The sequence below is a fragment of the Rhizobium sp. SJZ105 genome (assembly GCF_007828365.1).
Classification (GTDB): Bacteria; Pseudomonadota; Alphaproteobacteria; order Rhizobiales; family Rhizobiaceae; genus Agrobacterium; species Agrobacterium tumefaciens.
Genome location: NZ_VIUP01000002.1, coordinates 574,619 through 600,356, shown reverse-complemented (window position 1 = coordinate 600,356; position 25,738 = coordinate 574,619). Strand labels below are relative to the sequence as shown.

27 protein-coding genes and 2 pseudogenes are annotated in these 25,738 nt (G+C 54.8%); 19 read left to right on the top strand and 10 right to left on the bottom strand.

Annotation, left to right across the window (positions count from 1 at the left end; genetic code table 11):
• Positions 1-95, bottom strand: a pseudogene (locus FB593_RS12040) (IS5/IS1182 family transposase); the annotation flags it as partial.
• Positions 96-171: 76 nt separating this feature from the next.
• Positions 172-450: pseudogene (locus FB593_RS28065) on the bottom strand (DEAD/DEAH box helicase family protein); the annotation flags it as partial.
• 960 nt (positions 451-1,410) lie between these two features.
• Here FB593_RS28065 and FB593_RS12035 point away from each other — a divergent pair.
• Positions 1,411-2,043, top strand: a complete 633-nt coding sequence (locus tag FB593_RS12035) for a recombinase family protein (protein ID WP_145166628.1) — start codon at positions 1,411-1,413, stop codon at positions 2,041-2,043.
• Positions 2,044-2,172: 129 nt separating this feature from the next.
• Here FB593_RS12035 and FB593_RS12030 read toward each other — a convergent pair whose 3' ends face one another.
• The 3 genes from FB593_RS12030 to FB593_RS12020 form a co-directional block, all read right to left on the bottom strand.
• Positions 2,173-2,958 carry a hypothetical protein gene (locus FB593_RS12030; protein WP_145166627.1) on the bottom strand — a complete coding sequence of 262 codons (786 nt, stop codon included), beginning with the start codon at positions 2,956-2,958 and terminating at the stop codon, positions 2,173-2,175.
• Between the two features lie 33 nt (positions 2,959-2,991).
• Entirely contained in the window at positions 2,992-3,417 is a 426-nt protein-coding gene (locus FB593_RS12025) for a hypothetical protein (protein WP_145166626.1), read from the bottom strand.
• 86 nt (positions 3,418-3,503) lie between these two features.
• The gene (locus FB593_RS12020; RefSeq protein WP_145166625.1) at positions 3,504-4,973 is read right to left on the bottom strand and encodes a P-loop NTPase fold protein; all 1,470 of its coding nucleotides are present in this window, start codon (positions 4,971-4,973) and stop codon (positions 3,504-3,506) included.
• A gap of 247 nt (positions 4,974-5,220) precedes the next feature.
• On the opposite strand from FB593_RS12020, the gene FB593_RS12015 reads away from it, so the two are divergent.
• The gene (locus FB593_RS12015) at positions 5,221-5,598 is read left to right on the top strand and encodes a hypothetical protein (protein ID WP_145166624.1); all 378 of its coding nucleotides are present in this window, start codon (positions 5,221-5,223) and stop codon (positions 5,596-5,598) included.
• 62 nt (positions 5,599-5,660) lie between these two features.
• On the opposite strand, the gene FB593_RS12010 is transcribed toward FB593_RS12015, so the two are convergent.
• The gene (locus FB593_RS12010; RefSeq protein WP_145166623.1) at positions 5,661-6,698 is read right to left on the bottom strand and encodes a hypothetical protein; all 1,038 of its coding nucleotides are present in this window, start codon (positions 6,696-6,698) and stop codon (positions 5,661-5,663) included.
• Positions 6,699-6,731: 33 nt separating this feature from the next.
• Entirely contained in the window at positions 6,732-6,908 is a 177-nt protein-coding gene (locus tag FB593_RS27530) for a hypothetical protein (protein WP_186447911.1), read from the bottom strand.
• A 1,022-nt stretch (positions 6,909-7,930) separates the two neighbouring features.
• Here FB593_RS27530 and FB593_RS12000 point away from each other — a divergent pair.
• The 4 genes from FB593_RS12000 (at position 7,931) to FB593_RS11985 (ending at position 11,674) form a co-directional block, all read left to right on the top strand.
• Positions 7,931-9,193: a hemolysin family protein gene (locus FB593_RS12000; RefSeq protein ID WP_003511405.1), complete on the top strand. Its 1,263-nt coding sequence runs from the start codon at positions 7,931-7,933 to the stop codon at positions 9,191-9,193.
• The gene (locus FB593_RS11995; RefSeq protein WP_003511404.1) at positions 9,193-9,774 is read left to right on the top strand and encodes a 5-formyltetrahydrofolate cyclo-ligase; all 582 of its coding nucleotides are present in this window, start codon (positions 9,193-9,195) and stop codon (positions 9,772-9,774) included. Before FB593_RS12000 ends, FB593_RS11995 begins: the two co-directional genes overlap by 1 nt.
• Positions 9,775-9,879: 105 nt before the next feature.
• Positions 9,880-10,704 carry a TIGR00282 family metallophosphoesterase gene (locus FB593_RS11990; protein WP_003511403.1) on the top strand — a complete coding sequence of 275 codons (825 nt, stop codon included), beginning with the start codon at positions 9,880-9,882 and terminating at the stop codon, positions 10,702-10,704.
• Between the two features lie 127 nt (positions 10,705-10,831).
• Positions 10,832-11,674, top strand: a complete 843-nt coding sequence (locus FB593_RS11985) for an MBL fold metallo-hydrolase (protein ID WP_145166622.1) — start codon at positions 10,832-10,834, stop codon at positions 11,672-11,674.
• 38 nt (positions 11,675-11,712) lie between these two features.
• Here FB593_RS11985 and FB593_RS11980 read toward each other — a convergent pair whose 3' ends face one another.
• The gene (locus FB593_RS11980) at positions 11,713-12,216 is read right to left on the bottom strand and encodes a pyridoxamine 5'-phosphate oxidase family protein (RefSeq protein WP_003511401.1); all 504 of its coding nucleotides are present in this window, start codon (positions 12,214-12,216) and stop codon (positions 11,713-11,715) included.
• Positions 12,217-12,416: 200 nt separating this feature from the next.
• On the opposite strand from FB593_RS11980, the gene FB593_RS11975 reads away from it, so the two are divergent.
• Positions 12,417-13,163: a YebC/PmpR family DNA-binding transcriptional regulator gene (locus FB593_RS11975; RefSeq protein ID WP_003497595.1), complete on the top strand. Its 747-nt coding sequence runs from the start codon at positions 12,417-12,419 to the stop codon at positions 13,161-13,163.
• A gap of 54 nt (positions 13,164-13,217) precedes the next feature.
• Here the strand turns inward: FB593_RS11975 and FB593_RS11970 are convergent, their stop codons facing one another.
• Positions 13,218-14,219 carry an LLM class flavin-dependent oxidoreductase gene (locus FB593_RS11970; protein WP_025595391.1) on the bottom strand — a complete coding sequence of 334 codons (1,002 nt, stop codon included), beginning with the start codon at positions 14,217-14,219 and terminating at the stop codon, positions 13,218-13,220.
• 132 nt (positions 14,220-14,351) lie between these two features.
• The gene (locus FB593_RS11965) at positions 14,352-16,661 is read right to left on the bottom strand and encodes a methyl-accepting chemotaxis protein (protein ID WP_025595392.1); all 2,310 of its coding nucleotides are present in this window, start codon (positions 16,659-16,661) and stop codon (positions 14,352-14,354) included.
• Between the two features lie 248 nt (positions 16,662-16,909).
• Here FB593_RS11965 and ruvC point away from each other — a divergent pair, with 248 nt between their 5' ends.
• The 12 genes from ruvC to tolB all read left to right on the top strand — a co-directional run bounded on the left by ruvC (position 16,910) and on the right by tolB (position 25,614).
• A complete protein-coding gene (ruvC, locus tag FB593_RS11960) occupies positions 16,910-17,422 on the top strand; it encodes a crossover junction endodeoxyribonuclease RuvC (protein ID WP_145166621.1) in 513 nt (170 codons plus the stop codon).
• Between the two features lie 31 nt (positions 17,423-17,453).
• Complete coding sequence (gene ruvA, locus FB593_RS11955) at positions 17,454-18,071, top strand: Holliday junction branch migration protein RuvA (RefSeq protein WP_003511397.1); 618 nt, start codon at positions 17,454-17,456, stop codon at positions 18,069-18,071.
• 126 nt (positions 18,072-18,197) lie between these two features.
• Positions 18,198-19,238, top strand: a complete 1,041-nt coding sequence (ruvB, locus tag FB593_RS11950) for a Holliday junction branch migration DNA helicase RuvB (protein WP_003511396.1) — start codon at positions 18,198-18,200, stop codon at positions 19,236-19,238.
• A 52-nt stretch (positions 19,239-19,290) separates the two neighbouring features.
• The gene (locus tag FB593_RS11945; RefSeq protein ID WP_075807662.1) at positions 19,291-19,509 is read left to right on the top strand and encodes a DUF2945 domain-containing protein; all 219 of its coding nucleotides are present in this window, start codon (positions 19,291-19,293) and stop codon (positions 19,507-19,509) included.
• Positions 19,510-19,546: 37 nt separating this feature from the next.
• Positions 19,547-20,125, top strand: coding sequence for a DinB family protein (locus tag FB593_RS11940; RefSeq protein WP_013761820.1), 579 nt, complete (start codon positions 19,547-19,549; stop codon positions 20,123-20,125).
• Complete coding sequence (locus tag FB593_RS11935) at positions 20,125-20,652, top strand: NUDIX hydrolase (RefSeq protein WP_013761819.1); 528 nt, start codon at positions 20,125-20,127, stop codon at positions 20,650-20,652. The genes FB593_RS11940 and FB593_RS11935 overlap by 1 nt, the downstream gene beginning before the upstream one ends.
• Positions 20,649-21,185 carry an NUDIX hydrolase gene (locus tag FB593_RS11930; RefSeq protein ID WP_013761818.1) on the top strand — a complete coding sequence of 179 codons (537 nt, stop codon included), beginning with the start codon at positions 20,649-20,651 and terminating at the stop codon, positions 21,183-21,185. The genes FB593_RS11935 and FB593_RS11930 overlap by 4 nt, the downstream gene beginning before the upstream one ends.
• Entirely contained in the window at positions 21,182-21,622 is a 441-nt protein-coding gene (gene ybgC, locus FB593_RS11925) for a tol-pal system-associated acyl-CoA thioesterase (protein WP_003511391.1), read from the top strand. Before FB593_RS11930 ends, ybgC begins: the two co-directional genes overlap by 4 nt.
• Positions 21,623-21,883: 261 nt before the next feature.
• Positions 21,884-22,603: a protein TolQ gene (tolQ, locus tag FB593_RS11920; protein ID WP_003511390.1), complete on the top strand. Its 720-nt coding sequence runs from the start codon at positions 21,884-21,886 to the stop codon at positions 22,601-22,603.
• A 46-nt stretch (positions 22,604-22,649) separates the two neighbouring features.
• Positions 22,650-23,108: a protein TolR gene (tolR, locus tag FB593_RS11915; RefSeq protein WP_003511389.1), complete on the top strand. Its 459-nt coding sequence runs from the start codon at positions 22,650-22,652 to the stop codon at positions 23,106-23,108.
• Positions 23,109-23,116: 8 nt separating this feature from the next.
• Positions 23,117-24,286, top strand: coding sequence for a hypothetical protein (locus tag FB593_RS11910; protein ID WP_013761817.1), 1,170 nt, complete (start codon positions 23,117-23,119; stop codon positions 24,284-24,286).
• 20 nt (positions 24,287-24,306) lie between these two features.
• Positions 24,307-25,614, top strand: a complete 1,308-nt coding sequence (gene tolB / locus FB593_RS11905; RefSeq protein ID WP_003511387.1) for a Tol-Pal system beta propeller repeat protein TolB — start codon at positions 24,307-24,309, stop codon at positions 25,612-25,614.
• The last annotated feature ends 124 nt before the right edge of the window (positions 25,615-25,738 follow it).

Here is a 25,738-nt window from a genome sequence, read left to right as displayed (position 1 = left end):
CCTGAAATGATCGACCGCGTCATGGCCGATGAAATGAAACGCGGCTCATAGCTTCCATCTCTCGACACCCGAAAACGCTTTCGCCGGACGCTCACTTTCAATCTTCGGCTCTTCATCGATATAAAGATCGTAATTTTTAGTGCCGCTAATCTTCTTCATAGCGACGGAATGATCCACGATTACGATTTCGTGGTCGTCAGCTTTGATGGCGTCCTTGAAGGCTTTCGTGCAGTTCGAATAGGAATTTTCGTCGTCATCCTTTCCGTCTTTGCCAGTGATGAGCTTTACGGAAAAACCGGCTTTCTCGAACATTGCCGCGATCTCACGGCTCACGGCTTTTCGGGGAGTGGCGATCACGTTGCGGGAACCGGGCTTGATGACCTTCAGCAAGGAATATGTCTTGCCGGAACCGGTTCTGGATGAGAGATATTTGAAAAGAATTTTGGTCATAAAAATGGTCTCGTAAAATAGGCAATAAAAAGGGGTTTCCCGAAGGCGGTCCGTCAAGACCTTCAAGGAAACCCCGATATTTTTACGAGATTTTGAGTGCAGAGAAGATCAGCGGTCCTATTCGAATTGAAGACGATTAGGACTTGACGGACCTTCTGTAGCTTCAGACTTATTTAGGGATTTTTGTTTCTGGAAAAGCCAGAACACAGGGTCTTAATCGAATTATTTTTGATTATTTTCCGAAAAAGGAATATCTCGATTAAGTTTGATTATATTAGCTGATTTTTATAGAAAAATCAATAAGAAAGGTTGGTTTTAATGGGTACTTACATACTCTCGCCTGCGGCTCGAATTCGCTTCGCTCATACGAACTGGATTTGATTAGGTTATTGTATCCTATCAGTCGGCTATCCCGTTCATTGACAGGTTGAAAGAAGATATTGGTTGTTTTAGATTCTTAAAAAAAGATGTCACGATTAGTATATAAGAAAAAAAGCTACTATACAAAACGTGATATGTTTTTTTCAACCTGTATATAAACGAAGTAGCCGACTGATCAAATCATAGGACCATGAGCGAAGCGAATTCGAGCGAAGCGAGAGTTGTTAAAGTCAACTAATCAACCCTGTTCAATCAGCTATTCAAAGCCTTTCCGAAAACCAGTACCTTCTCCAATTTCCTTAAATCTAGCGTTTCAAAACCCCTGCAAAATAAGGCTTTCCGGCTGCTATAAAAACGTCTTTTTCAACGGAACGTACATTCTTACCCCCACCGGAAAATTAAAACGCGTTTATTTTAAGGAAATCGGAAAAACCTTGTATCACAGGGCTTGTAGCGTCCGATAGGGTATAGCTCTGCGTACATCCGGAATCCCGGTCAAATCAGTGTCCGTTAGGGTTGACTCTTATCAACGTACATGCATTTAATCGGTCATCACCTTTTCGGACGCTTGGAGCCGCTATGACCACCATTCTTTACGCCCGTGTATCGACCCTCGAACAACGCCTTTCACATCAGGAAACCCAAGCGCGGGAAGCCGGGTTCGAAATCGATGAGGTCATTGCCGATCATGGGGTCTCAGGTGTCAGCACAAAGCTTTCCGAGAGACCTGAAGGAAGGCGACTGTTCGACAAGCTGCGTAAAGGTGATGTCCTTGTTGTTCGTTGGGTGGATCGGCTTGGCAGGAATTACGAGGATGTGACTGAGACCATCAGGCACTTCATGAAAATGGGTGTGATCATCAGAACCGTCATCAATAAAATGACTTTCGACGGATCGACTGACGAGCCAATTGAAAAGGCAGTCAGAGACGCCCTTATTGGTTTCATGGCAGCAACCGCCCAAGCTCAGGCAGAAGCGACGAAAGCCGCTCAGAGAGCCGGTATTGAAGCGAAGAAGGGTGATCGCGAACTGTATCGGGGGAAGAAGCCAAGCTTCGACAGGAAAGGCTTCAGCGATGTCATTGACATGCTGGCGAACGATGCAGGCGCATCAGCGATTTCCAAAGTGACTGGACTTACACGACAGACCATTCTCCGCATCAAGGCAGACCCGGCGGCGGCTGAAACAGCGCTGCAAAGATGGGGCATGTGATGCTCAAAATAATTGATCGATATCGCTGCATTGTGCAATATTTGTGAAAAGTAATACTTTTGGGTCTGAAATGTTGGGTGACAGGCGGTGCTGGCAGGATTTGTGGTCAACGAAACTTATTATAAGCTTCTATCCTAGGATGTCTTTATTCTCGGGGTCATAATGAGCCAAGCCAATTGCCGCATCAGTCGCCATCCGGCGTGCTTTACTCATCGTTGAATCACCAAGTCCTAAAGCAAACAAGTTCAGGCTGGCATCATGCTTTTTTGCAGGCACACCGGTTGATAGAGCAGCGACGCTTGCCGTGAGTTTCGAAATCTCTTTCTGGACACCCTGAATTTGATCGATGATAAACTGTTGCGACCCTACTTCCTCTGTTTGCAATTCAGTTATTTTGACACGATGGAAATGTTTTAGGAACGGAGAGTAGTCTGGATCAGACTTCTTCTTTTCAACGGTTGCAGCTACCGCCTTTGCGACAGCCTCTTGAAATTCGCGTACATTATCAAACCGCAAATCTGCTCGGTAGGGGATGTGTTTGATTGGTGACGTGTCGAAGGAATAGTCCGTCTTGTCATCTTTGACGATTATGGTTGGCTTGTCGAATGCGAGCCGTAACCCAAGCTCAAACATGACATTCGCGTTCTTACCGCTGACATCACAAACGACGATTGGATCATCGTATAGGTTCTGAACGATGTTGGCATGAATGATACCCGTATCTTCACTCTCACTCACCAGCCGTGGAACGTAATTTGCTGCTTCAATGGATTGGTCAAGGACTTCTCTTACCCGTAGCCAATGACCTTTCTCATATCCCGCCATGTCAGCAATGGGCATGATAATTCCACAAAATGGACGCTTATCCGACTGAGTGTTGTCGTCCGTATTATGTTTAACTGGCTTCGAAGTCATGGTCCTGCCCAAGCACGTAATGAGTGTCTGAGGCTATCGTAGCTCATCTTTTACGCGCTTAGCAAAGTCTTCTTCGACCTCAACGGCTTGAAGCGCAGCTTCTGACTGTTTTTGCTGGACCGCTTCCTTCAGGCTTTCATGATATCGCTGGATCAGAACAAAGAATGAGTCCGGGTTTTTAATCGATTTCGTTTTCACGAACGCCTTGAATGTTCCATACATTCCAATTCGGAAGAACAGCAGAATGAATAGAGCAAGGATAATTCCTGTTTTGACCGGATATTGCCAACCAGGTGCTTCAAAGACTTCCAGCGCGCCAAAATTGGTGATGACGTAAAGAGAAAGCCAATCTACGAAGCTCGCTATGAAGATCAATGCAACAAAGAAAGTGAAGAGTAGCGATTTGTAATGAGCGCGCTTCGCTCTTGCAAGACTCTCACGCACCAAACTCTCATTCATACTCGGAACCCTCAAAAGGCATCGATGCTGTTTGCCCATAAAGCTAAATGTATAGTGAAGCGGGAATCATTCACTAAAAGTTGTATTCAGGAAAAGACATCAAATGGGATAAATCGACCTGCCAACTTGATACGGTTTGCATATGAACTGAAAATTGGTCGGCGGCGTCTTTTATTCAAACAGTTAAGTTCTTCCTCAAGAATTTCGTACGCAATCTGCGAAACTTGGCTTTCTCTATTCCACATGTGATTGTTGATGAGATCAGCTTTATCTTTGGAAGCCTCCCGTAGCGATTTCTGTGAATATCTCTTCATCATTTGGTAGAATTGGTTGATGCTTTTTCCGTCGACAGTGAGGTCGGCGACTGAGTTATTTCCGCGTTTTACAATGAATACTTCGTCAATTTCTTCTTTGCTTTTCAGTGAATTTCCCTTGAGGAACGCAACGATCATAGGGAACATTAGTGCCGTTTCTATCGGAACAGGTTCATCCCATGTCGCACAGATCACCGATAGTAGATCAATCGCTCTTTCGATTTGGCGAATTTCCAAATCGAACCGCTTGCAAACTTCGGACATGTACATGGCTTCGTCAATGTCGATGGAAATCCGCTTTTTATCTTCCTCCATTGTTGACGTGCTAAGGAGATATTTCACCATCTCTAAGCGTTCTGGCGCTGCAAGCATGTACGAGCGATCAAAAAACCTTGCCAAATAGTGCCGACTATCGAACGCGCTTCCATAAACAGCCTTGATCGAATGTGCCAACTGAGTTGTGTCAGTGGCTAGAATGAAGACGACATTCTTCACCTCGAACAAGTGCTTGATCCGCTCCAGCATTTCGATAGCGTAGGTTGGGCGGCAGCGGTCCAGTTCGTCAACTAATATGAAAAAAGGAGGAGTATGGGTTTTAGCAGTGAGAGCCTCCACTGCTTTGCCTAAGCTTGTCTGGAAACTATCAAGGCTGAGCTTTGCTTCGTTGAATTGTGCCAGCTTCCGTTCCGCGAATTTATCGATATTAGCTTCGGCAATTTTAATCACCTCGCCGGTAGCGTCATCAACGATATTTTCAAATTCGACTTTACCGGAAACGAGGTTTTTTGCGGTTTGTGCAATTTCTCCTGCGGCTTCACCCACAACATATGTTGTCGCTCGCTTCGCAATTCCCTTTGCTGTTAGTAGCGACAACTTCCCAACGTTTCGGCGGAACTCTTTCCCGGCAGCTTTGACCCTTGTCTTAAGGGAGCTGTCGGTCGATTTGAATTTCGTGAGGAATTGATCGAATTCAGCCACGACAGCAGTCAAAGGATCGTCTGAGAAGTCGTCCCGCCATGCGTCAATCATGATGGCTGGATGACCTGCTTCCTTAAGGTCATCAAATAGCCCTTTCATAAAAAAGGTTTTACCTTCACCCCATGTTGCGTCGACGTTGAGAACATATGAGCCGGTTTTGCCGCGTTCAATTCTCTCCGCAACTCGCTGTTGAAGAAACCTGATTATGTACTCCGACTCTTCAGCCCGCCCAAGCTTATCGTCATTCTTAATCCAATATGACATTCTTCCAGCCCACTCGATTTGCTACTTCACCCAACACGAACTAAATCATGCGTTGAGTTTGGCTTGCAATGCTATTTGCGGGGAAGGTCTCGCTTTTCGAGATATGCCCAGATTACCGCCAATGCCGCCATCGCTATGACCGCGTTTTTTTGTCTGAAGAAAGGGGAATCTTGATACTGCCGAAGAAACACGTTTAAGTTTAAGCTAATTCATTTTCCGCGTGATTTGTAAACTTTTTGGGGAATCGATGGATATTGGGCTGATATTCAGAACAGGCGAGCCGCTTGACCGCAAACACTACGCGGTGGGAACCGCGCTCGTTTTAATAGTCTCCTTCGCGACATGGCGCATATTCCATACGGTTCTTACTGGTCTTCCCTTGGCTCTGTTTCTTCTGATACTGGCGGTCCCGGTAGCATTCCTTTTTATGTTCAGGCTACGGCGCGTCGTTGATATTGGTTTTTCCAGCTGGACATTGGCTGGCTTTTCGATGGTCGCTTATGCAGCCTTGGTTATTTTTGTCGGCAACGTTTTTCCGCCTGCGAAATTTCCCATGGCGATTGTTTTCGAACTGGCACTCCTTCTGGTGCCAACGGGAGCGAACATCCGAACTAGTCGTCGCTGATGGTCGTTGATTTTTCAAATCTCACAGTGACAGCTACGTTGTGCGTAAACTGCTCGGCGTCGTCACTTCACCAAATTCAAGCGATGGATATCGAGGAATTTCTTGCATTCCGCGCCGTACTGAAAATGAATCATTTCAGCCGAACTAGATCTCCATGACGAAGATGTGAGCGCAATGATTTTTTCTTTCAACACAACCTCAACCTCTTGGGGAATACCTAACCCAGTCGAGTAGACTTGCGTATGCGAACTGGGGAGACCTGTCGGTTGTGTATTCAGCAAGTCCATATTTTGAGCTGCGAATCCAAAACCCATAAACACTAACTGGTGTGCACTTCGTACCGCCGATCTGAGCTTTTCTATGACTTCAGGGTCGCTGATAGTCTCCGACCAAGTGATGAGGTTTTCTGCCATATTCGCGAAACGATCCGCCTTTCCAAACGGGAAAGCACCAAGGTTTCCTAGCCAACCATACGGATGGATAATATTAATTTGACCTACAATTTTCCGGGCGTCTTCCAGTGACAATTCATGAAACCCACGCATCAAGGCGTGTTCAAGATAGTGTTCAATGCACCTGTCATAGTTGAAGCAAATAATACTGATATTTTCCTCGATGCACGCAACATCGTCAACTTTTACCCCGTTCATCAATGCTTTTGCGAAAGTCCAAATCCATGTTGTGTCGCCAACGCTGAAATTATCGGGGAAGTTATTATCATCACTTAAGATGCTTTTATTTTCAGCGAGTGAAATTGCGTGAGCTATCTGTAGCTTTCCTATCTCAGCCACTAGCGGGTCGCTTGCATACCGAAAAATATATTCGTCAATGCTCTCAGCACTGTCGATTCCCCTCGCTATCTGCCGCGATTTTTCTAGACGCAGATTGAATTGCGCAACTTTTGCAGAGTCGTTTCGCCCAAATATTTTTTCGTAGTGCTGGAAGACCTCGCGCGATCCAGCGGCGAGTCGGCTTCCGAATTCGTCCAAGCGAAAGCTACAATTCGACTTTATGGTTTGAGTTAGTGCTGAACCGACAGGCAGCCCGAACTCCGCACTCGCTCCAGCACCAATTACGAAGACGGTATTGTCCTTGAACATTATTTGTGTCCGTACACTTCAATGTACATCAGACTAAATCATGCGTTGAGTTTGGCTTGCAATACTATTTTTACGGGGAAGATCGCGCTTTTCGAGAAATGCCCAGATTACTGCCAATGCAGTGAGCGCGATGATTGACGCAAGCACCACGGACAACACCTCTTGGGCAGAGACTTCCAGTCCCAGGAATTTCATGGTGATCTTGGGCATTGGGCGCACCTTTTCATTTAAAAAACAAATGAAGGCGCTGCTTGCTGCTTCGCAGTGTGAGGAAGCACGGCTCTTGGGTCAATGGTGTTCTCGAAAACACCATTCTATCCACGACGAGATGGGCTGCATGCCGGTGGAAGACAGGAAGCGCAGACGCTCATTTTCTGTAAGCCGCTAACCCCATAGCCAAAATCGCGAGAATAAAGATAAGGACAACAGCAACGAGACCAGATGCACTGGCTTCGAAGAACAGGAATTTGACTGATATTTGCTGATCCACGGGCACACCTCGTCATTAAAAACGAAAAGGTGTGCTGCTTGCTGCTTCGCAACGTCTCAAAGATTTATCGATTCGTCAACAGACAAACCGTGAACAGAATGCAACTCACAGGCTCAAACGAGACTTAGCATGTGAACGGCTGTGTATAGACCATTATTTGTTCACGACATTTGCCAACACGGCGAACGCGGCTGTCCAAACATAGTCAAAGCGCTTCGCGAATTGGGGGGCAACGGGATAGAATAATAGGATAGTTTGTCACGACTCTCAGTTCGCATAAATGAGAAAGCGTTTAGGCGACATCTCTCTCCTAAATTAGCGCAATTCAAACGTTCCTCTCGGCAAATCCCATTGCAAATTTTGACACCGTTTGCTAAACGGTAATCTATTAAATGATCAGAAGCTGAATGAAATCAATTGCCAGTCCCGTGGGGCTGGACACATGGCGCCCACCTACATTTGTAGGCACCCAGGATCGTAAATCTCCATCGGTCGCCGTGGATCGCACTTGAAGTTTCGGGTCACTCCCCGATTCTTCTTCTGACTCATATAGTGTCGACAGTTATTTTTCATTGCTGCCGGAGACGGCTTTTTTATGCTGCTGTCATTGCAATGGCGGAACAATTCCCTATTATCTCAATTGGTATGTCTGTCATGCCCTTTTTTTTGAAAGAGGGCGCTGCGGCCAAAACCGCGACGTGCCGTTCAACAGCCCAAAGAGCTAAACTTGTTTACTGAAATTATGATCGTGGTCCTGCTCACCGTATTGAACGGTGTGCTTGCCATGTCCGAGCTTGCCGTTGTCTCCTCCAGACCGGCGAGGCTCAAGGTGCTTGCCGCGCACGGCAGCAAGGGCGCCACGATGGCGCTCGGTCTTTCCGAAAATCCCGGACGCTTTCTTTCCACGGTGCAGATCGGCATCACGCTGGTCGGCGTTCTCTCCGGTGCGTTTTCCGGCGCCACCCTCGGCGCCCGGTTCACGGCATGGCTGTCGGTGCAGGGCGTCCCTGATCGGGTTGCCGATGCGTTGGGCGTGGGCTCCGTGGTCGTCGCCATCACGTATTTGTCGCTGATCGTCGGCGAACTGGTGCCGAAGCAGATTGCGCTGCGCGATCCGGAAAAGATCGCTGCCCGTGTTGCACCCACCATGGTGATGCTCTCCAAGGTCGGCGCGCCGCTGGTCTGGTTTCTCGACAAATCCGGCAAGGCCATCCTTGCGCTTCTCGGCCATAGCGGCACGTCCAATGCATCGGTCACGGATGACGAAATCCGCACGGTTCTGGCGGAAGCTCATAGCGCCGGCGTCATCGAAACCGAGGAATCGGCGATGATCACCAGCGTCATGCGCCTTGCCGACCGTAATGCCCGTGGCCTGATGACGCCGCGCCGCGACGTGGAAGTCGTCGATATTGAAGACAGTGCGGAAGAAATCCGTGTTCAGCTTCGGGAAACGCAGCGTTCCCGCCTGCCCGTGCGCAACGGCGCTTCCGATGAAATTCTCGGCGTGCTTTTCGCCAAGGACGCTTTCGATGCGCTGGCATCCGGCAAGGAGCTGAATGTGCGCGAGCTTCTGCGCGAAGTTCCCGTCGTCTCGGATCTGACGAGCGCTGTCGATGTCATCCAGTCATTGCGCCGTTCCACCGTGCATATGGTGCTGGTCTATGACGAATACGGCCATTTCGAAGGTATCGTCAGCTCTGGCGACGTCCTGGAAGCAATCACAGGTGCCTTCCAGGAAGACAATGACGAGGAGCCGGCGATCGTCGAGCGCGAGGACGGTTCGTTCCTCGTTGCCGGCTGGATGCCCGCCGATGAGTTCGCTTACCGCATGGGCTTCCAGATCGACGAAGACGCCGAGTTCGAGACCGTTGCCGGTCTGGTGCTTGACGAGTTCCGTCGCCTGCCGGAACTGGGCGAACACATCACCCGCAACGGCTGGCGTTTTGAGGTCATAGACCTTGATGGACACCGTATCGACAAGGTGCTCGTGAGCCGGGCTGCCTGATGTCTGGCGACATCGCCGAAAAAGCAAGGCTGCGCGGCGAAAGGCTTGCCGCGCGTGATGCGTTGCCACAAGCCGAGCGTCAGCAAAAAAGCGAGGCGATGACGGCATATGGTGCATCTGCCATTCCGTTCTCGCCAGGTGCCGTTATTTCCGGTTTCATGCCCATCCGTTCAGAGGCCGATATTCGGCCGCTGATGGAGGCACTGCGGACAAGAGGCGGGCGCCTCGCCCTTCCCGTTGTGCTGAACCGGGAGACCATCGTTTTCCGCGCCTTTGATGCGGATGCACCGCTGGTGAAGACGGGCTTCGGCACGACCGGTCCGGCGGAGGACGCAGAAGTTCTCGATCCGGATATTCTGCTCGTCCCGCTCTCCGTCTTTGACGGGCAGGGTCAGCGTATCGGTTATGGCGCGGGTCATTATGATCGCGCGATTGCGAGATTGCACGGCAAAGGCCGAGCGCCCGTTCTCATCGGCGTCGCATTTGATTGTCAGGAAGTGCCATCCGTGCCGGCGGAGCCGCATGACGTGCCGCTTCAGGCGGTTCTGACGGAGAGTGGCCTGCGCTGGTTTTCGGCTTAGCCGTTGATGACCGATGGGAAAAAGGCGCTTTAGCACTTTTTAAAAGATGGATTACCCGTTAGAGGGGACGGAATTTAGGAACATGCGCAAGATCGGGGCGGGTGAATGAGGCTTCTTTTTCTCGGAGATATGGTTGGCAAGACCGGACGCACGGCTGTCTGGGACAGGTTGCCCGGGCTTATTTCCGATCTGAAGCTCGATTTCGTCATCGTTAATGGCGAAAACGCCGCCGGTGGTTTCGGCATCACCGAGGATATCTATCTCGAAACCATCAATGCCGGTGCGGATGTGGTGACGACCGGCAACCATGTCTGGGACCAGAAGGAGGCCGTTTCCTTCTGCGAGCGCCATGACCAGTTCCTGCGGCCAGCCAATTATCCCGATGGTACGCCGGGCAAGGGCTCGGGCATTTTTTACGCCCGCAACGGCGCGCGTGTGCTTGTTGCCAACATCATGGGCCGGGTCTTCATGCATCCGGAACTGGACGATCCCTTCAAATCGGCGGAGAACATTCTCGCTGCCTGCCCGCTGAAGGAGCAGGCCGACGCCATCATCTTCGATTTCCACGCGGAAGCGACGAGCGAAAAACAGTGTTTCGGTCATTTCGTTGATGGACGCGCAAGCTTTGTTGTCGGCACCCACACCCATGTTCCGACTGCTGACGCCCAGATCTTGAACGGTGGCACGGCCTATATGTCGGATGCCGGCATGTGCGGTGACTACGACAGCTCGCTTGGCATGGAAAAGGAAGAGCCGATCAACCGCTTCATTTCCAAAATGCCGAAGGGCCGTTTCGAAGCCGCCAGTGGACCTGCGACGATCTGCGGCGTCGGCGTCGAGATTTCCGACCGGACCGGCCTTGCGGAAAAGATCGCACCGCTGCGAATTGGCCCGAGGCTCTCCGAAACCCTCCCGTCCTTCTGGGCGTGAGCTTTCGGCTTCTAGCGCTCATCACCCGTTCACAATGACGAGATCGTGAGCGTTCCGCCGCTGTTGGCGCTGGACGCCCTGCAAAACCTGCCTCATCTTCCTTTCTTCGCAAGTTCGAGGGAGTGGCATGATGCTGCGCGTGCTAATGCTTGCAATGGCCGGACTGGTTGCGTGCGCGGGAGCGGCCTTTTCCCAGGCTGGAAGCCGCCCTCCTGTGAGCCAGTGCCAGGCAATCGCCCGCAACATTCCCGGCGTCATGTTCGCCAGCTTCAAACCGGCAGGTGCCCAGCTGGCGCAGGCCACGGCTAAGGAAGAGGTGAAGATCAGCTTCATCGGCCATTCCACCTATCTCATCGAAAGTCCTGGCGGCGTGACGATCGCCACAGATTATAATGGCGTCTATCGCCCACCGGTCACGCCGACAGTGGTGACGATGAACCGGGCGCATATGACGCATTTCACTCTTAGTCCGGATCCGGCCATTCAACATGTGCTGCACGGTTGGAGCGATACGCCCGGAGAAAAGGCCGAGCACAAGATTCTGGTTGGTGATGTCTATATCCGCAACGTCGCGACTGACATTCGCAACCGCTGGGGCGATTACGAATCCTTTCAGGAAAACGGCAATTCCATTTTCATCTTCGAGGTCGCGGGGCTGTGTATCGGCCATCTCGGCCATCTGCATCACGAACTGACGGACAAGCATTATGCCGAAATTGGTCGTCTGGATGTGCTGATGGTTCCAGTGGATGGTGGTTTGACGATGGGGGCCGACAGCATGAGCCGCGTGGTCAAGCGCCTGCGCTCCGCACTGATCTTGCCCATGCACCGCACTGGGCCTCCGTTGGAGCAGTTTTTGACGATGTTTGGGGAAAGCTTCCAGATCGCCTACGCAAAAGATGCGATCATCCGGGTCTCAATGAGAAACCTTCCCCGCCAGCCGCAGATACTGGTGCCAAAAGGCATGTAGTAAAGCGACCGGCGAGGAAAGTCGGGGGAGTCGGTATCTCAGGCGAAGGCGAGGTGCTGGCGAACGCCGACATCAGGCATTTTATCGTCGGACATATTGGCCTTGGCGATTTCCCAGCCGAATTTTAGCGTGCTGTCAGTCGAGGCCCAGATTTCCGCGTCGTCAACATGCAGCGCCAGCATCGTCAGTTGCGGATCGCTCTTACCGTGCTCGTACCAGGCTGCGGTGACGGAGTTCCAGTATTCTTCGATCTTTGTCCTGTCGTCGCGCGCCTCGAGCACACCCGAGAGGCAGGCGTGATAATCATGGTCCTTGCCGACGACACAAAAATGAGCCCGCGAACCCGGCTTCAGCGTTTTGACGAGATCGGTGTCTTTCTTGGAGAAAAACCAGATCGTGTTGGTCTTGGGGTCGGCGTGCGGTGCCATCGGCTGCATATGATTGTGCAGGCCCTCGAGGCCAAGCATGCCGGCATGGACCGAATTGACCTCATCCCAGAGCTGGCGGGCAGGGTTTTCTCTTGCTTCAGTCAGACTGACCATGTGTTTCCTCCGTTGGGTTTGCTGCGGCGACCGGGAGGGTGAAAAATGTCCCGCTCTTCCGCTTTCATTGTCAAAACGAAAAGCGGATAAATCAGTTCCTTATATTCTTGCGGCCAAGAGAAAGCGCTTGCGGGCTTGAACGGCGGGCATATCGCACTTATAAGGCCCGCAATCTCCAAATTAAGACAATCAGGTTTTCCATGGCTGGTCATTCACAGTTCAAGAACATCATGCACCGCAAGGGCAAGCAGGACTCCGTTCGGTCCAAAATGTTTTCCAAGCTTGCGCGTGAAATCACCGTTGCGGCAAAGGCGGGCATGCCCGACCCGAACATGAACGCGCGCCTGCGCCTGGCAATTCAGAACGCCAAGGCCCAGTCCATGCCGAAGGACAATATCGAGCGCGCGATCAAGAAAGCTTCCGGTGCAGACAGCGAAAACTACGATGAGGTCCGTTACGAGGGTTACGGCCCGGGTGGCGTCGCCGTCGTCGTCGAGGCCTTGACCGACAACCGCAACCGCACCGCCTCCAACGTCCGCTCCATCTTCACCAAGGCTGGTGGCGCACTCGGCGAAACCGGATCGGTTTCCTTCTCCTTCGACCGCGTCGGTGAGATCACTTACAAGGCCGAAGTCGGCGATGCCGACAAGGTCATGGAAGCGGCTATCGAAGCTGGTGCCGACGATGTCGAATCTTCTGAGGACGGTCACACCATCATCTGCGGTTTCGAGGCGATGAACGAGGTTTCCAAGGCGCTGGAAGGCGTGCTCGGCGAAGCTGAAAGCGTCAAGGCCATCTGGAAGCCGCAGAACACGGTGCCGGTGGATGAGGAAAAGGCGCAGTCGCTGATGAAGCTCATCGACAATCTCGAAGACGATGACGACGTGCAGAGCGTCTATTCCAACTTCGAAGTTTCGGAAGAAATTCTCGCCAAGCTTTCCGCCTGACGGTTCAGATTTAAAAAAAAGCCCCGGCAGCGTCATCGCTCCGGGGCTTTTTGTTTAGGCGGCTTTCCTGATGGAGGTCCGCACATCGGCGAAGATCTCCACGGATTGCAGCCGTTTTTCGATATTGTGGATCGGCATCGAGACGATCAGTTCGTCGGCCTGCGTTTCGGCGAGGAAGCCGTCGAGGTGGCGTCCGATTGTTTCAGGCGAGCCGACGGCGGCGAAACGCAAGGTATGTTCCACCGAAAAACGCTCCATCTCGTTCCAGTGGTCGTCCATGCTCTGAACCGGCTTGGGGAACGGCACGCGTACATTGCGGCGCAGGTTGACGAATTGCTGCTGTGACGAGGTGAAGAGATATTGCGCCTCCTCGTCGGTATCGGCGCCGACGCCCATCACTCCAACCATCACATAGGGCTTGTCCAGCGTCGCAGAGGGCTGGAAGCGCTCGCGATAGATATGGATCGCCTCCATCAGCATGTCAGGCGCAAAATGCGACGCAAAGGAATAGGGCAGGCCGAGTGCCGCTGCCAGATGCGCGCTATAGGTGCTTGAGCCAAGCAACCAGAGCGGCACGTGCGAATTCATGCCGGGCACGGCAAGGATCGCCTGATCCTGCTGGGGCTGGCCAAGGTACTGCTGGAGCTCGATGATGTCGTGCGGGAAGTTCTCCGCACCGGCATCAAGATTGCGGCGCAGCGCCCTTGCCGTCCGCATATCGGTTCCCGGCGCGCGGCCAAGCCCGAGATCGACCCGGCCAGGCAACAGCGCCGCCAGCGTGCCGAATTGTTCGGCAATGACGAGCGGGGAGTGGTTAGGCAGCATGATGCCGCCTGAGCCGACGCGAATATGTTTCGTGGCGGCACCAACATGGGCGATGACGAGCGATGTGGCTGCGCTCGCAATACCGGGCATGCCATGGTGCTCCGCAAGCCAGATGCGGTTGTAACCGTGGTCTTCAGCCTTGATCGCCATGCGGCGAGAATTTTCGAGCGCCTGGCTGACGCTCTCGCCTTCGCCGATTGGCGAAAGGTCGAGAATGGAAAAGGGGATCATCCAACGCTCCTACACAAATTCTGTCTTTGATGCGGATGTAAGGCGCGTGTCCCAATTTACCATAGAAGTCGCGCAGAATTGAAGGATGGTTCAAAAAAATTGGGGCCTCGAAAGAGGCCCCCTTTTCATTTTTTAGCCCGCTCGACGGAATTGCCGGGTTTCGCGATGGTCTGGAGGTTGCCGGTCGGAAGCGAGCACGAATTGTCCGAGCCTGCCGTCCATCTCTCCCGCCTCGGAAGCGAGATTGTGAATGGCCGCCGTCGTCTCCTCCACCATGGCGGCGTTTTGCTGGGTCATGGTGTCGAGACTGGTGACGGTGCTGTTGATTTCAGCAAGCGTATGCGCCTCCTCGCGGGTGGATTCCATGATCTCTTCAATGCGGGAACTGATGGTCTGCACGTGCTTGCCGATGCCGGTTAGCGAGGCCCCCGCCTTTTCGACCAGTGCCACGCCGGTGGAAACCTCGTCGGTGGAGCGCTTCAGCAGGCTGGTGATTTCTTTTGCGGCGGCGGCCGAGCGTTGTGCCAGCTCGCGCACCTCCTGCGCCACAACGGCAAAACCCTTGCCGGCCTCGCCCGCACGCGCGGCTTCCACACCTGCGTTCAGGGCGAGAAGGTTGGTCTGGAAGGCGATTTCATCGATAACGCCGATGATCTGGTTGATCTGGCGCGACGAGGTCTGGATCGCTTCCATGGCGGCGATGGTCTGCTCCATGACTTGGCTGGACGCAGTGGCCTGCGTACTGGCGTCGCGGGCGATCCGTGTTGCCTGTTCGGCGCGTTCGATCTGGTCGCGGACGGCTTCGGTGATTGCCTTGATGGCGCTTGCCGTCTCGGTAATGGAGGCGGCCTGCCGTTCAGTGCGCTCAGCGAGCTGGTCTGCACCTACCCGCATTTCCTCCGAGCCGCCGCGAACGGCGGCGGAATTGCCGCCGATGGCCTGCATGGTCTCGCTGAGCCTTGCAAGCGCCGTATTGAAGTTGTGGCGCAGGCTTTCAAGATCGTCTGGGAAGACAGTCTCAATGCGACAGGCGAGATTGCCGCTTGCCAGTCGATCCAGCCCTTCGTCAAGAGAACGCACGACCATTTGCAGCGTGCCTGCCTCGGCCTCTCGTTCCGCAAGATGTGCGCGGCGTGCCGTTTCGGCTTCCTCGCGCGTGCGGGACGCGGTCGCTTCCATTTCCCGCTGCAAAATGAGTTTTTCGCGGAAACTGCCAAGCGCGCGCGCCATGCGGCCGATCTCGTCCTTGCGGTCCTGATTGCCGATCTCGGCATCGAGACGGCCTGCCGCCACTTCGCCGGTCAGCCCGGCCAACTTCTCCAGCGGTGCGAACAGGCGCCGTGCAAAAAAGGCGGTTGCCGCGCACATGGCCGCCAGAACGCAAAGGCCGATGACGGCTAGCGTGCCGGCAATCGAAATGGAACCGGCGTTCAACTCGCTGCGCAACATGCTTTCCACCGCGAGGTATTTTTCACCGGCAAACGAGAAGGCCCGGGCATAGGCATTGGCTTCGCCGTCCGGACGGTTGATCTTGGCAATCGTCATACCGGACGTATTGAGTGCTTGTGCATGGAAGCCATAGATTGCCGGATTAAGGCTGACGAGACCGTTGCCGTCCACGCCCAGAACCTTGCCATCGGCGGAAACGATCGCGGATTGTTCGGAGCTGCCGGCGGAGATGCCTTTCGCGAGGATCTGGCTGAAGACCTCTTGTTTGACGCGGAAGAGAACGATGCCCTTGAACGCGCCGAATTTGACTACCGGAATGCCGAAATAGATGCCGGCCTCTTTGGTCGCGGCGTCGATACGCAGGCCGGAGAAACTCGTCTGCGCCACGTCGTTCACGGCTTTTCCTGCGTTGGTGGCTCCGCGCGCAAAAGCAGCCCCAAGGCCGCTATCCGCCCAGGCGCCACCCGTGACGGTTTCCCCGAAAGCCGGTCCTTTCAGATAGGAGTAATAAACCGTGCCGGCCGGATCGATGAAGAGAACATCGCTGAATGGGGTTCCCTTGAGGTAGCCGCCGATATCCGTCTGGGTCTTTTCATGGGTGGAATAATAAAAGCCGCTCGGATTTTCGGGCTTGATGAGCTTTTCTTTTTCGCCGTAGGGGTTCTCCTTGACGAAGACGCGTTGCAGTTCCGCTTTTGCGTCGCCGGAACTCTTCTGCACGGTGCCCCAGCCGCTGCGCATGGAAACTACCGCCATTTGCAGGGATTCGATCTTGGCGATGGAATCCGCCTGCGTTTCAAGCTGCTCAAGGCGTTCCTGCAGCATGTCGCCCCTGAAGACGAGAATGCTCTCCATGGATTTCGACGCCTGTTCTTCGAGAACGCCGCTGCTGCTTTGATAGCCGAGAAGCGTGAGAGCCCCGGTCGAGATCGTCATCAGCGCAAGGAAAATCACGAGCACTTTTGTGGATATGGAATGAAAACGGTTCAGCATGGCCGATGCAGCCCTCAATGCCGTATCACTTCCCGCACCATGCATTGATGGCGCCACCGGATGGCTGATATGGCGAAAATATTGCGCTGCGGATCATCATGTCCGCAGCTCCCCTTTTTTGATTTTGTGCGGGAACAATGCGGTACGCGGTTTAAGCAGAGGTAAATGCTGCACTGCAAATTTGATCAATGTTGTCGTTTTGTTCACTTATCGCTGGCAGGGTCGCAGCCGAAAAGATAGGGTGGCTTATGCAAAAGACGATTCGAATCATCGGTATCGACCCCGGGTTGCGGCGCACCGGATGGGGTGTCATCGAAACCTCCGGCAACAGCCTTCGGTTTGTCGCTTCCGGCACGGTGACATCGGATGGTGATATGGATCTCGCCTCCCGCCTGTGCCAGCTGCATGATGGGCTGGCGGATACTGTTCACAGCTATCAACCCGATGAGGCGGCGGTGGAGCAGACGTTCGTAAACAAGGATGCTGTCGCCACGCTGAAGCTCGGTCAGGCGCGCGGCATTGCCATGCTGGTTCCGGCGCGGGCAGGGTTGCCTGTTTTCGAGTATGCGCCGAACGCGGTCAAAAAAGCCGTCATAGGTGTTGGGCACGGCGAAAAGCAGCAAATCCACATGATGCTGAAAATCCTGATGCCGAAAGCAGAATTCAAGGGTAACGATGCGGCGGACGCCTTGGCGATCGCAATCTGCCACGCCCATAATCGCGGCGGCGACAGGATGGCGCGGCTATTGGCAGCCGGTTGAATATTGAAGTCTCATTGCAGCGGGCGGCATCATGATCGGAAAACTTAAAGGCACCATCGAGGAAATCGGCACGGATTACGTGCTGGTGGATGTGCACGGCGTTTGTTACGTCGCCTATTGCTCGGCGCGCACACTCTCAAAAATAGGTTCCGCTGGTGAAGCGGTCGTCCTCTTCATCGAAACCTATGTGCGCGAAGACCAGTTGAGGCTGTTCGGCTTTTTGTCGGCACTTGAGCGGGAATGGTTCAATCTGCTGCAGAGCGTGCAGGGGGTCGGTTCGAAAGTGGCGCTGGCCGTCTTGTCTACCCTGTCGCCTTCTGAACTCGCCAATGCGATAGCGCTGCAGGACAAGGTGATGATTTCACGTGCGCCGGGCGTAGGGCCGAAGGTGGCGGTGCGCCTCGTTACCGAGCTTCGCAACAAGGCGCCTGCCTTTGCAGGAGAAGCTTCGGCTTCCATCGGGCTCAAGCAGGAACTTGGCGAGGGTGTGGCCTCCGCGCCGGTGGCGGATGCCGTGTCGGCGCTCACCAATCTCGGCTATTCACGCGATCAGGCCGCAAATGCCGTTGCGGCCGCGCTGAAGAACGGCGGGGAGGGCGGCGACAGTGCCAAACTCATCCGGCTCGGCCTGCGCGAACTTTCACGCTAAGCTGCGCGCAGCAAGCGAACGAAGCCGGGTGCGATGCTGAATTTCGTGAAGCGCCTTCGTGCGACAGTCGTGATATAGCGGCGAAGACCATCTCCTGAATTGGTTTAGAACAATGGAATGCCCTCTATGAGCGATGCGGACAGACTGATTTCGGCGGACAAGCGCGGTGAAGATATCGACACCACAATGCGCCCGCAGTCGCTGGACGATTTTACCGGCCAGGCCGAGGCTCGCGCCAATCTCAAGGTGTTTATCGAGGCGGCAAAGAACCGTGGCGAGGCGCTGGACCATGTGTTGTTCGTCGGGCCTCCCGGTCTCGGCAAAACCACGCTGGCGCAGATCATGGCAAAGGAGCTTGGCGTCAACTTCAAGTCCACCTCCGGACCAGTGATCGCCAAGGCTGGCGACCTTGCCGCACTTTTGACCAATCTCGAGGAGCGCGATGTGCTCTTCATCGATGAAATCCATCGTCTCAACCCGGCAGTCGAGGAAATTCTCTATCCGGCAATGGAGGATTTCCAGCTCGACCTCATCATCGGTGAGGGGCCTGCGGCCCGCTCGGTGAAGATCGATCTTTCCAAGTTCACCCTCGTTGCCGCGACCACGCGTCTTGGTTTGTTGACAACGCCGCTGCGCGACCGCTTCGGCATTCCTGTCCGTCTGGCCTTCTACACTGTCGATGAGCTGGAGCTGATCGTTCGGCGCGGCGCGCGGCTGATGGGTCTGAACATGACCGACGATGGCGCACGCGAGATAGCAAGGCGTGCACGCGGCACGCCGCGCATCGCCGGACGGCTCTTGCGCCGGGTTCGCGATTTCGCTGAGGTGGCACGGGCGGAAGCCGTCACCCGTGAGATTGCCGACGAAGCGCTGACGCGGTTGCTTGTCGACAAAATGGGTCTCGATCAGCTGGACATGCGCTATCTGACCATGATCGCGGTCAATTTCGGCGGCGGCCCTGTTGGTATCGAGACCATCGCCGCTGGCTTGTCGGAGCCGCGTGATGCGATCGAAGACATCATAGAACCCTACATGATCCAGCAGGGTTTCATCCAGCGCACGCCGCGCGGCCGCGTTCTGACCGGCACTGCCTGGAAACATCTGGGCATGCAGCCGCCTAAAGATCTCGAGGCGGCGCAATTCCGGCTGACGCTGGAAGAGGATTGAGGGAACAAGCCCGGCGCTTTCGCATTTGATTTTCTTTGGTCAGGAAATGATGATGTCTGGATATCGCAAGGGTACGAAGGTTCGCTGGAAATGGGGCAACGGAACCGGCGAAGGAAAAATCGTCGAGACGTTTACTGATGATGTCGAAAAAACGATTTCCGGTTCCACGATAAAGCGCAAGGCTAGCAAGGACGAACCCGCTTATCTCATCGAGCAGGAAGATGGGGCGAAGGTTCTGAAGAGCAAGTCCGAGCTTGAACACGTCGATTGAAAAGCGGCGTTATCAGGCTCCATGAGAAGGGACGTCGATGGCCTACGATCCGATGCGGGTTTTCCGCAAACTCGCGCGCAACAACCGGCTGGCTAATTTAAGGCTGCATCAGGCTTGTCTTCAGCTGTTGCAGGAGGAATTCGTGGCCGCTCGCGTCAGCTTCTTTCCAACCCTTCGGGCCACCCTGAACCACATCTACACCGTTGACCTGTTTTATATCGACGCGATTAAAGGCGGGACGCTCGGCCTTGCCGCTTTTGAAGAGGAAGAGCCTTTCGCCACCATGGCGGAGCTGCATGCTGCCCAAGCGAAACTGGACGAAGAACTGATCGATTTTGTCGACATGCTGGATGAAGACGGCCTCGCTGCCATCGTCAATATCCATCGTGGAACACGCATCCAGCAGGATCGCTGCGACGATGTGTTGTCCCATCTCTTCCAGCACCAGACGCATCATCGCGGGCAGGTGCATGCCATGTTGTCCGGCACCATGATCAAGCCGCCACAACTGGATGAATTCATTGTGGGAGACGACGCAAAGGCGAGAAAAGCCGAGATGGATGCGTTAGGGTGGACGGAAACCGATTTGATGTTTCCAGCCAGCAGGTTCAGTTAATGATACAAGACACCACGGTGCAGGACACCCGTATCCGCATGAAATTCAAGCCGAAACGCATTTTCCAGATGCGCGTTGCGGGGCTGGCGTTTCGGGATGGCCACGTGTTGGTGCACCGCGCGTCCCATGAGAAATTCTGGACCTTTCCAGGTGGTCGCGCCGAAATGGGCGAGCGTTCCGAAGAAACGCTGGCGCGCGAAATGGTCGAGGAACTTGGTGTCGAAGCGAAGGTCGGGCGGCTTCTATGGGCGGTCGAGAATTTTTTCCATTATGAGGGTAAGGAGTGGCACGAACTCGGTTTCTATTACCTGATGGATTTGCCGGAGACCCTTGCCTTTCACCCGACGGATATCATTCACCGCGTTCAGGATGGCGATAACGAGCTTGAGTTTCGCTGGGTCGCTGCGACCCGTGATGCATTGACCGAACTCGATATTCCGCCCTATTTCATCGCGGATGAAATAGAACACCTGCCTGAGACCACAAGACACCTTGTCTGGTATGACGGCGACCTGGACGCCAAATGACTTCTGCCCCTGAGCGCCATATGATCCGGCTGGACCGCAAGCCGCAGCTGTTCAGCATGCGTGTGGCGGCGTTGATTTTCCACGAGAACTATCTTCTCGTCCAGCGTGGCGCCAAGGATAGCTATTGGGCCCTGCCGGGCGGGCGGGCGGAAATCGGTGAAAGCTCAGAGCAGACCATCATCCGCGAGATCGGCGAGGAGCTTGACCGGGATTGCGCCGTCGAGCGTCTTCTCTGGTCGGCGGAGAATTTTTTCGCCTATGATGATTATGTCGCGCATGAATTGGCATTTTATTATCTGGTTTCGCTGCGCCAGCCTTTGCCGTTCCATGAAAGCGATATAGTGCATCGCGTGCTGGATGGCGTCGAGGTGGAGTTCTGCTGGCTGCCCGCGCAGCCTTCCGCGCTGCTGGAACACGATCTCAGACCCCGTTTCATTGCTGAGCGCATCGCGATGCTGCCTCAGCGCCACGAGCATCTCATCGTCCGCGAAGGTCGTTCAGGTGCGGCCGAACTTTCCAAGGAGATATCATGAGCGAGCTTGTGGTTTCGCTTTCCGGCGAACTCATCGAACATGGGCACCGCCTGACCCAGCGGGTCTATTACGAGGACACGGATTTTTCCGGCCTCGTTTATCACGCGCGCTATCTGCATTTTCTCGAGCGCGGTCGAACCGACTACCTGCGTTGCCTCGGCTGCGAGCAAAGCGCACTCCTGACCGCCGACGAGGAGGGTCTCGTTTTCGTCGTCCATCGTATGGAGATCGATTTCAAGAGCCCGGCCCGGATGGATGATGTGTTGACGATCACCACCCTTACCGAAAAGGCCGGGGGCGCAAAAATGGTGCTCAATCAGGAAATCCGGCGCGGCGAAACGCTCCTTGTTGCCGCCAAGGTCATCATCGCCGTCATCAATGCCAATGGCCGGCCAAGGCGCCTTCCGGAGACGGTGGCCGAAAAATTCCTGAAGTAAGTTCGGGGCTGGTCCAGTAAATCCATCAGACGTGGCGCGGTTGTAACACTCCTTTAACCATAATGGTGTCTTACTTTAGCAACTGGCATTTGTGCGGCGCACGCCTTCCTTTCACCAAATTTATTGGCAAGTAAGGCTTACTGGCAAGTATCGGGGTATGGCAAAGGGGTTTGCGGCTGTTGCTGCATAGCTTCGAGCGTTAACACGCGTTTGAATCGCCCGGTCCCGTACCGGGCGTTTGGATTCGGGGATTGGATATTTATGGAACAGGCAGGTTTGGCAGCGGCGACGCACGATGTAAGTCTCTGGGCGCTGTTTATGCAGGCGGGCCTCATCGTGAAGTTCGTGATGATTGGACTTATCGCCGCCTCGGTCTGGACGTGGGCGATCGTCTTCGACAAATACGTAAGCTTCGGCAAGGCAAAGCGCCAGTTCGACCAGTTCGAACAGGTCTTCTGGTCTGGCCAGTCGCTCGAGGAGCTTTACCGCACTCTGGCAGAACGCCAGAATGTTGGTCTCGCGGCAATTTTCGTTTCCGCCATGCGGGAGTGGAAGAAATCATTTGAACGCGGCGCCCGTTCACCCATCGGTCTGCAAATGCGTATCGACCGGGCAATGGACGTGACGATTGCTCGTGAAGGCGAACAATACGAGGCTCGCCTCGGTTCGTTGGCGACGATCGGTTCTGCCGGTCCGTTCATCGGCCTCTTCGGTACGGTCGTTGGTATCATGACCTCGTTCCAGGCGATTGCCGGTTCGAAGTCCACCAACCTTGCGGTCGTGGCGCCGGGTATCGCCGAAGCGCTTCTGGCAACGGCCATCGGTCTTGTCGCGGCTATTCCGGCGGTTATCGCCTACAACAAGTTCACGGCTGACGCGCACAAGCTTTCCGCTCGTATGGAAGGTTTCGCCGACGAGTTCTCCGCGATCTTGTCGCGCCAGATCGATGAAAAACTTCAGACGCGGCAGGCAGCCCAATAAGCGCGCCGCGCAGTAATTTGCCGCGAGGCAAAATGGAGTAGATGTTATGGGTATGTCAGCAGGTGGCAGCAGCGGCGGTTCCGGTGGACGCCGTGGGCGCGGCGGACGTCGCAGGGGCGGCGCGATCAGCGAAATCAACGTGACGCCACTGGTTGACGTCATGCTCGTGCTGCTCATCATTTTCATGGTGGCCGCACCGATGATGACGGTCGGCGTTCCGATCGACCTGCCGCAGACATCTGCCAACGCGCTGAATTCGGATACGCAGCCGATCACGATTTCCGTCAATGCCAATGGCCAGATCCATTTGCAGGAAACGGAAATCCAGGCGGCCGAGGTGGCCGACAAGCTGCAGGCAATCGCCACGACAGGTTATAACGAACGCATCTTCGTGCGCGCGGATTCCGTTGCCGCCTATGGCGTCGTCGCCGACGTGATGGCGCGTATCCAGGCAGCGGGCTTCAAGAATATCGGCCTTGTGACCCAGCAGAAACAGGATAATTGACGTCAGCGATGAAGGGCAGCCTTACCACATCCGCGATCGTGCACGCATCGCTTCTGGCTTTCGCCCTCGTTTCCCTGGGCTCGCCGGAGCCTCTTGACGTGTCGCAGGCTGAGGCCCTGCCTGTGGAGCTGGTGCCAATCGAGGAATTGAGCCAGATCCAGCAAGGCGACAAGAACGCGCCGAAGGCGGAAAAGTCGGCCCCGGTTCCGACTACACGTCCGGATATCGTTCCGAACGCTCAGAATGTCGGCAACAACGTGGCCGATATAGAAGCGCCGCCGACGCCTACTACAAAGCCGAACGACAATATCAGTGCGGCCGCTCCGCCAAAGCAGGAAAAGCCGCAGCCGGTTGTCGACACCAAGGCGAATGAGGTGAAGGAAATCGTCAAGGAAGAGACCTCGGCTCCGAAGCCGCAGGAAATGGCCGCCTTGCCGCAGACCAAGCCCGAGATCGCGCCGCAACCCAAGACGGAGCCGCCGCCGCAGGAAACGAAAGCGGAAGAGCCACCCCCGGTGCAACAGGAACCGGCCGAAATTCCCGTGCCGCCGAATGTGCCGCGCCCGAATTCCCGCCCGGAGCCGCCGAAGCCGGAAGTGCCGAAACAGGCTGAGACCAAACCTGCCGAGCAGAAGCCCGCTGAGAAGCCTGCAGAGACCAAGCCCGATCAGGCAAAGTCCACGGACAAGCCTTCCGACAAGAAGCCGGGTGAGAAAAAGCAGGAAACGGCGAAATCCGCTTCGTCGAAGGAAAGCGATTTTAACGCTGACGATGTTGCCGCGCTTTTGAACAAGCAGGCGCCCTCCGGTGGTGGTGCAAAGCGCTCCACCCAGCAGGCATCGCTTGGCGGCAAAAAGACCACGGGCGGTTCGACGCTCAGCCAGACGGAAATGGATGCGCTGCGTGGCGCAATCCAGAAAAACTGGCAGATCATTCCCGGCATGGCGGATGCCTCGGACGTTCGCGTTCGGGTCACCATGAAGCTTGACCGTGATGGATCCATCATCGGCCGGCCCGAGATCGAAGCAACGGGTGGTTCCGAGGGAACGCGTCGCGCCCTTTCCGGTGGTGCCTATCGCGCCATCATGCGTTCTGCTCCGTTCACGAACCTTCCTGCCGACAAATATGATGCATGGAACGAAGTCGTAGTGAATTTCGATCCCAGTGAATTGCTATGAATGCTGAAAGGCCTGGCAACATGAAGATATTTTCGCCGATCCGGCTGGTGCTCGCTGTCGCGGCCCTTATGTCGGTTTTCTCCGCACCGGCTTTTGCGCGGGTGGAAATCAACATCAACAAGGGCAACGTCGAACCCTTGCCCATCGCCATCACCGACTTCATCTCGGGTGACGGCATCGGCGCGCAGGTATCGGCCGTAATTGCTGCCGATCTGCAGCGTTCCGGCCTGTTTGCGCCAGTCAACAAGAGTGCCTTCATCGAAAAAATCGCCAACCCGGATCAGCAGCCGCGTTTTGAGGACTGGAAGGTTATCAACGCGCAGGCACTCGTAACGGGCCGCGTGACGCGTGAAAGCGATGGCCGTCTGCGTGCGGAGTTCCGCCTTTGGGATACTTTCGCAGGCCAGCAGATGACCGGGCAGCAGTTCTTCACGCAGCCGGAAAACTGGCGCCGTGTCGCCCACATCATCGCGGACGCCATTTATGAGCGCGTCACCGGTGAAAAGGGTTACTTCGATACCCGCGTCGTTTTCGTCTCGGAAAGCGGCCCGAAGACAGCCCGCAAGCGTCAGCTGTCGATCATGGACCAGGACGGCTTCAACGTCCGTAACCTCACCAATTCGAACGACATCGTTCTGACGCCGCGTTTTTCGCCGAACCGTCAGGAAGTCACCTACATGTCGTTTGAAGGCCAGCAGCCGCGCGTTTACCTGCTGCAGCTAGAAACCGGACAGCGCGAAGTGGTCGGTAATTTCCCCGGCATGACATTCTCGCCGCGCTTCTCGCCGGATGGCCAGAAGGTCATCATGAGCCTTCAGCAGGATGGTAACGCCAATATCTACACCATGGACCTGCGCTCACGAACCACGACGCGCCTGACGAACACGTCCGCGATCGATACTGCACCGTCATTCTCCCCGGATGGGCAACGTGTTGCCTTTGAAAGCGACCGTGGCGGCCGTCAGCAAATTTACGTGATGAATGCCGATGGTTCAGGACAGCAGCGTATTTCGTTCGGCGACGGGTCGTATTCCACGCCGGTCTGGTCGCCACGCGGCGATCTGATCGCCTTCACCAAACAATCGGGCGGCAAGTTCTCGATTGGCGTGATGAAAACCGACGGTTCGGGTGAGCGCATTCTGACCAGCGGCTTTCATAATGAAGGCCCAACATGGGCGCCGAACGGCCGTGTGCTGATGTTCTTCCGCCAGAACGCTGGTGCTGGCGGTCCGCAGCTCTATTCGATCGACTTGACCGGCTACAACGAACAGCTGATCAAGACTCCCACCTTCGCTTCGGACCCGGCCTGGTCGCCGCTTCTGGACTGATATTGACTGCCATGACGGCGCCGGCCCAACCGGCGCCGTCATGTTTTTACACATGCCGTACGGGAAACTGCCTCTTTCTTGCCGCAAAGTGTTGTGAGGGAGCAAAAAAGTGGGACGTTTCCTT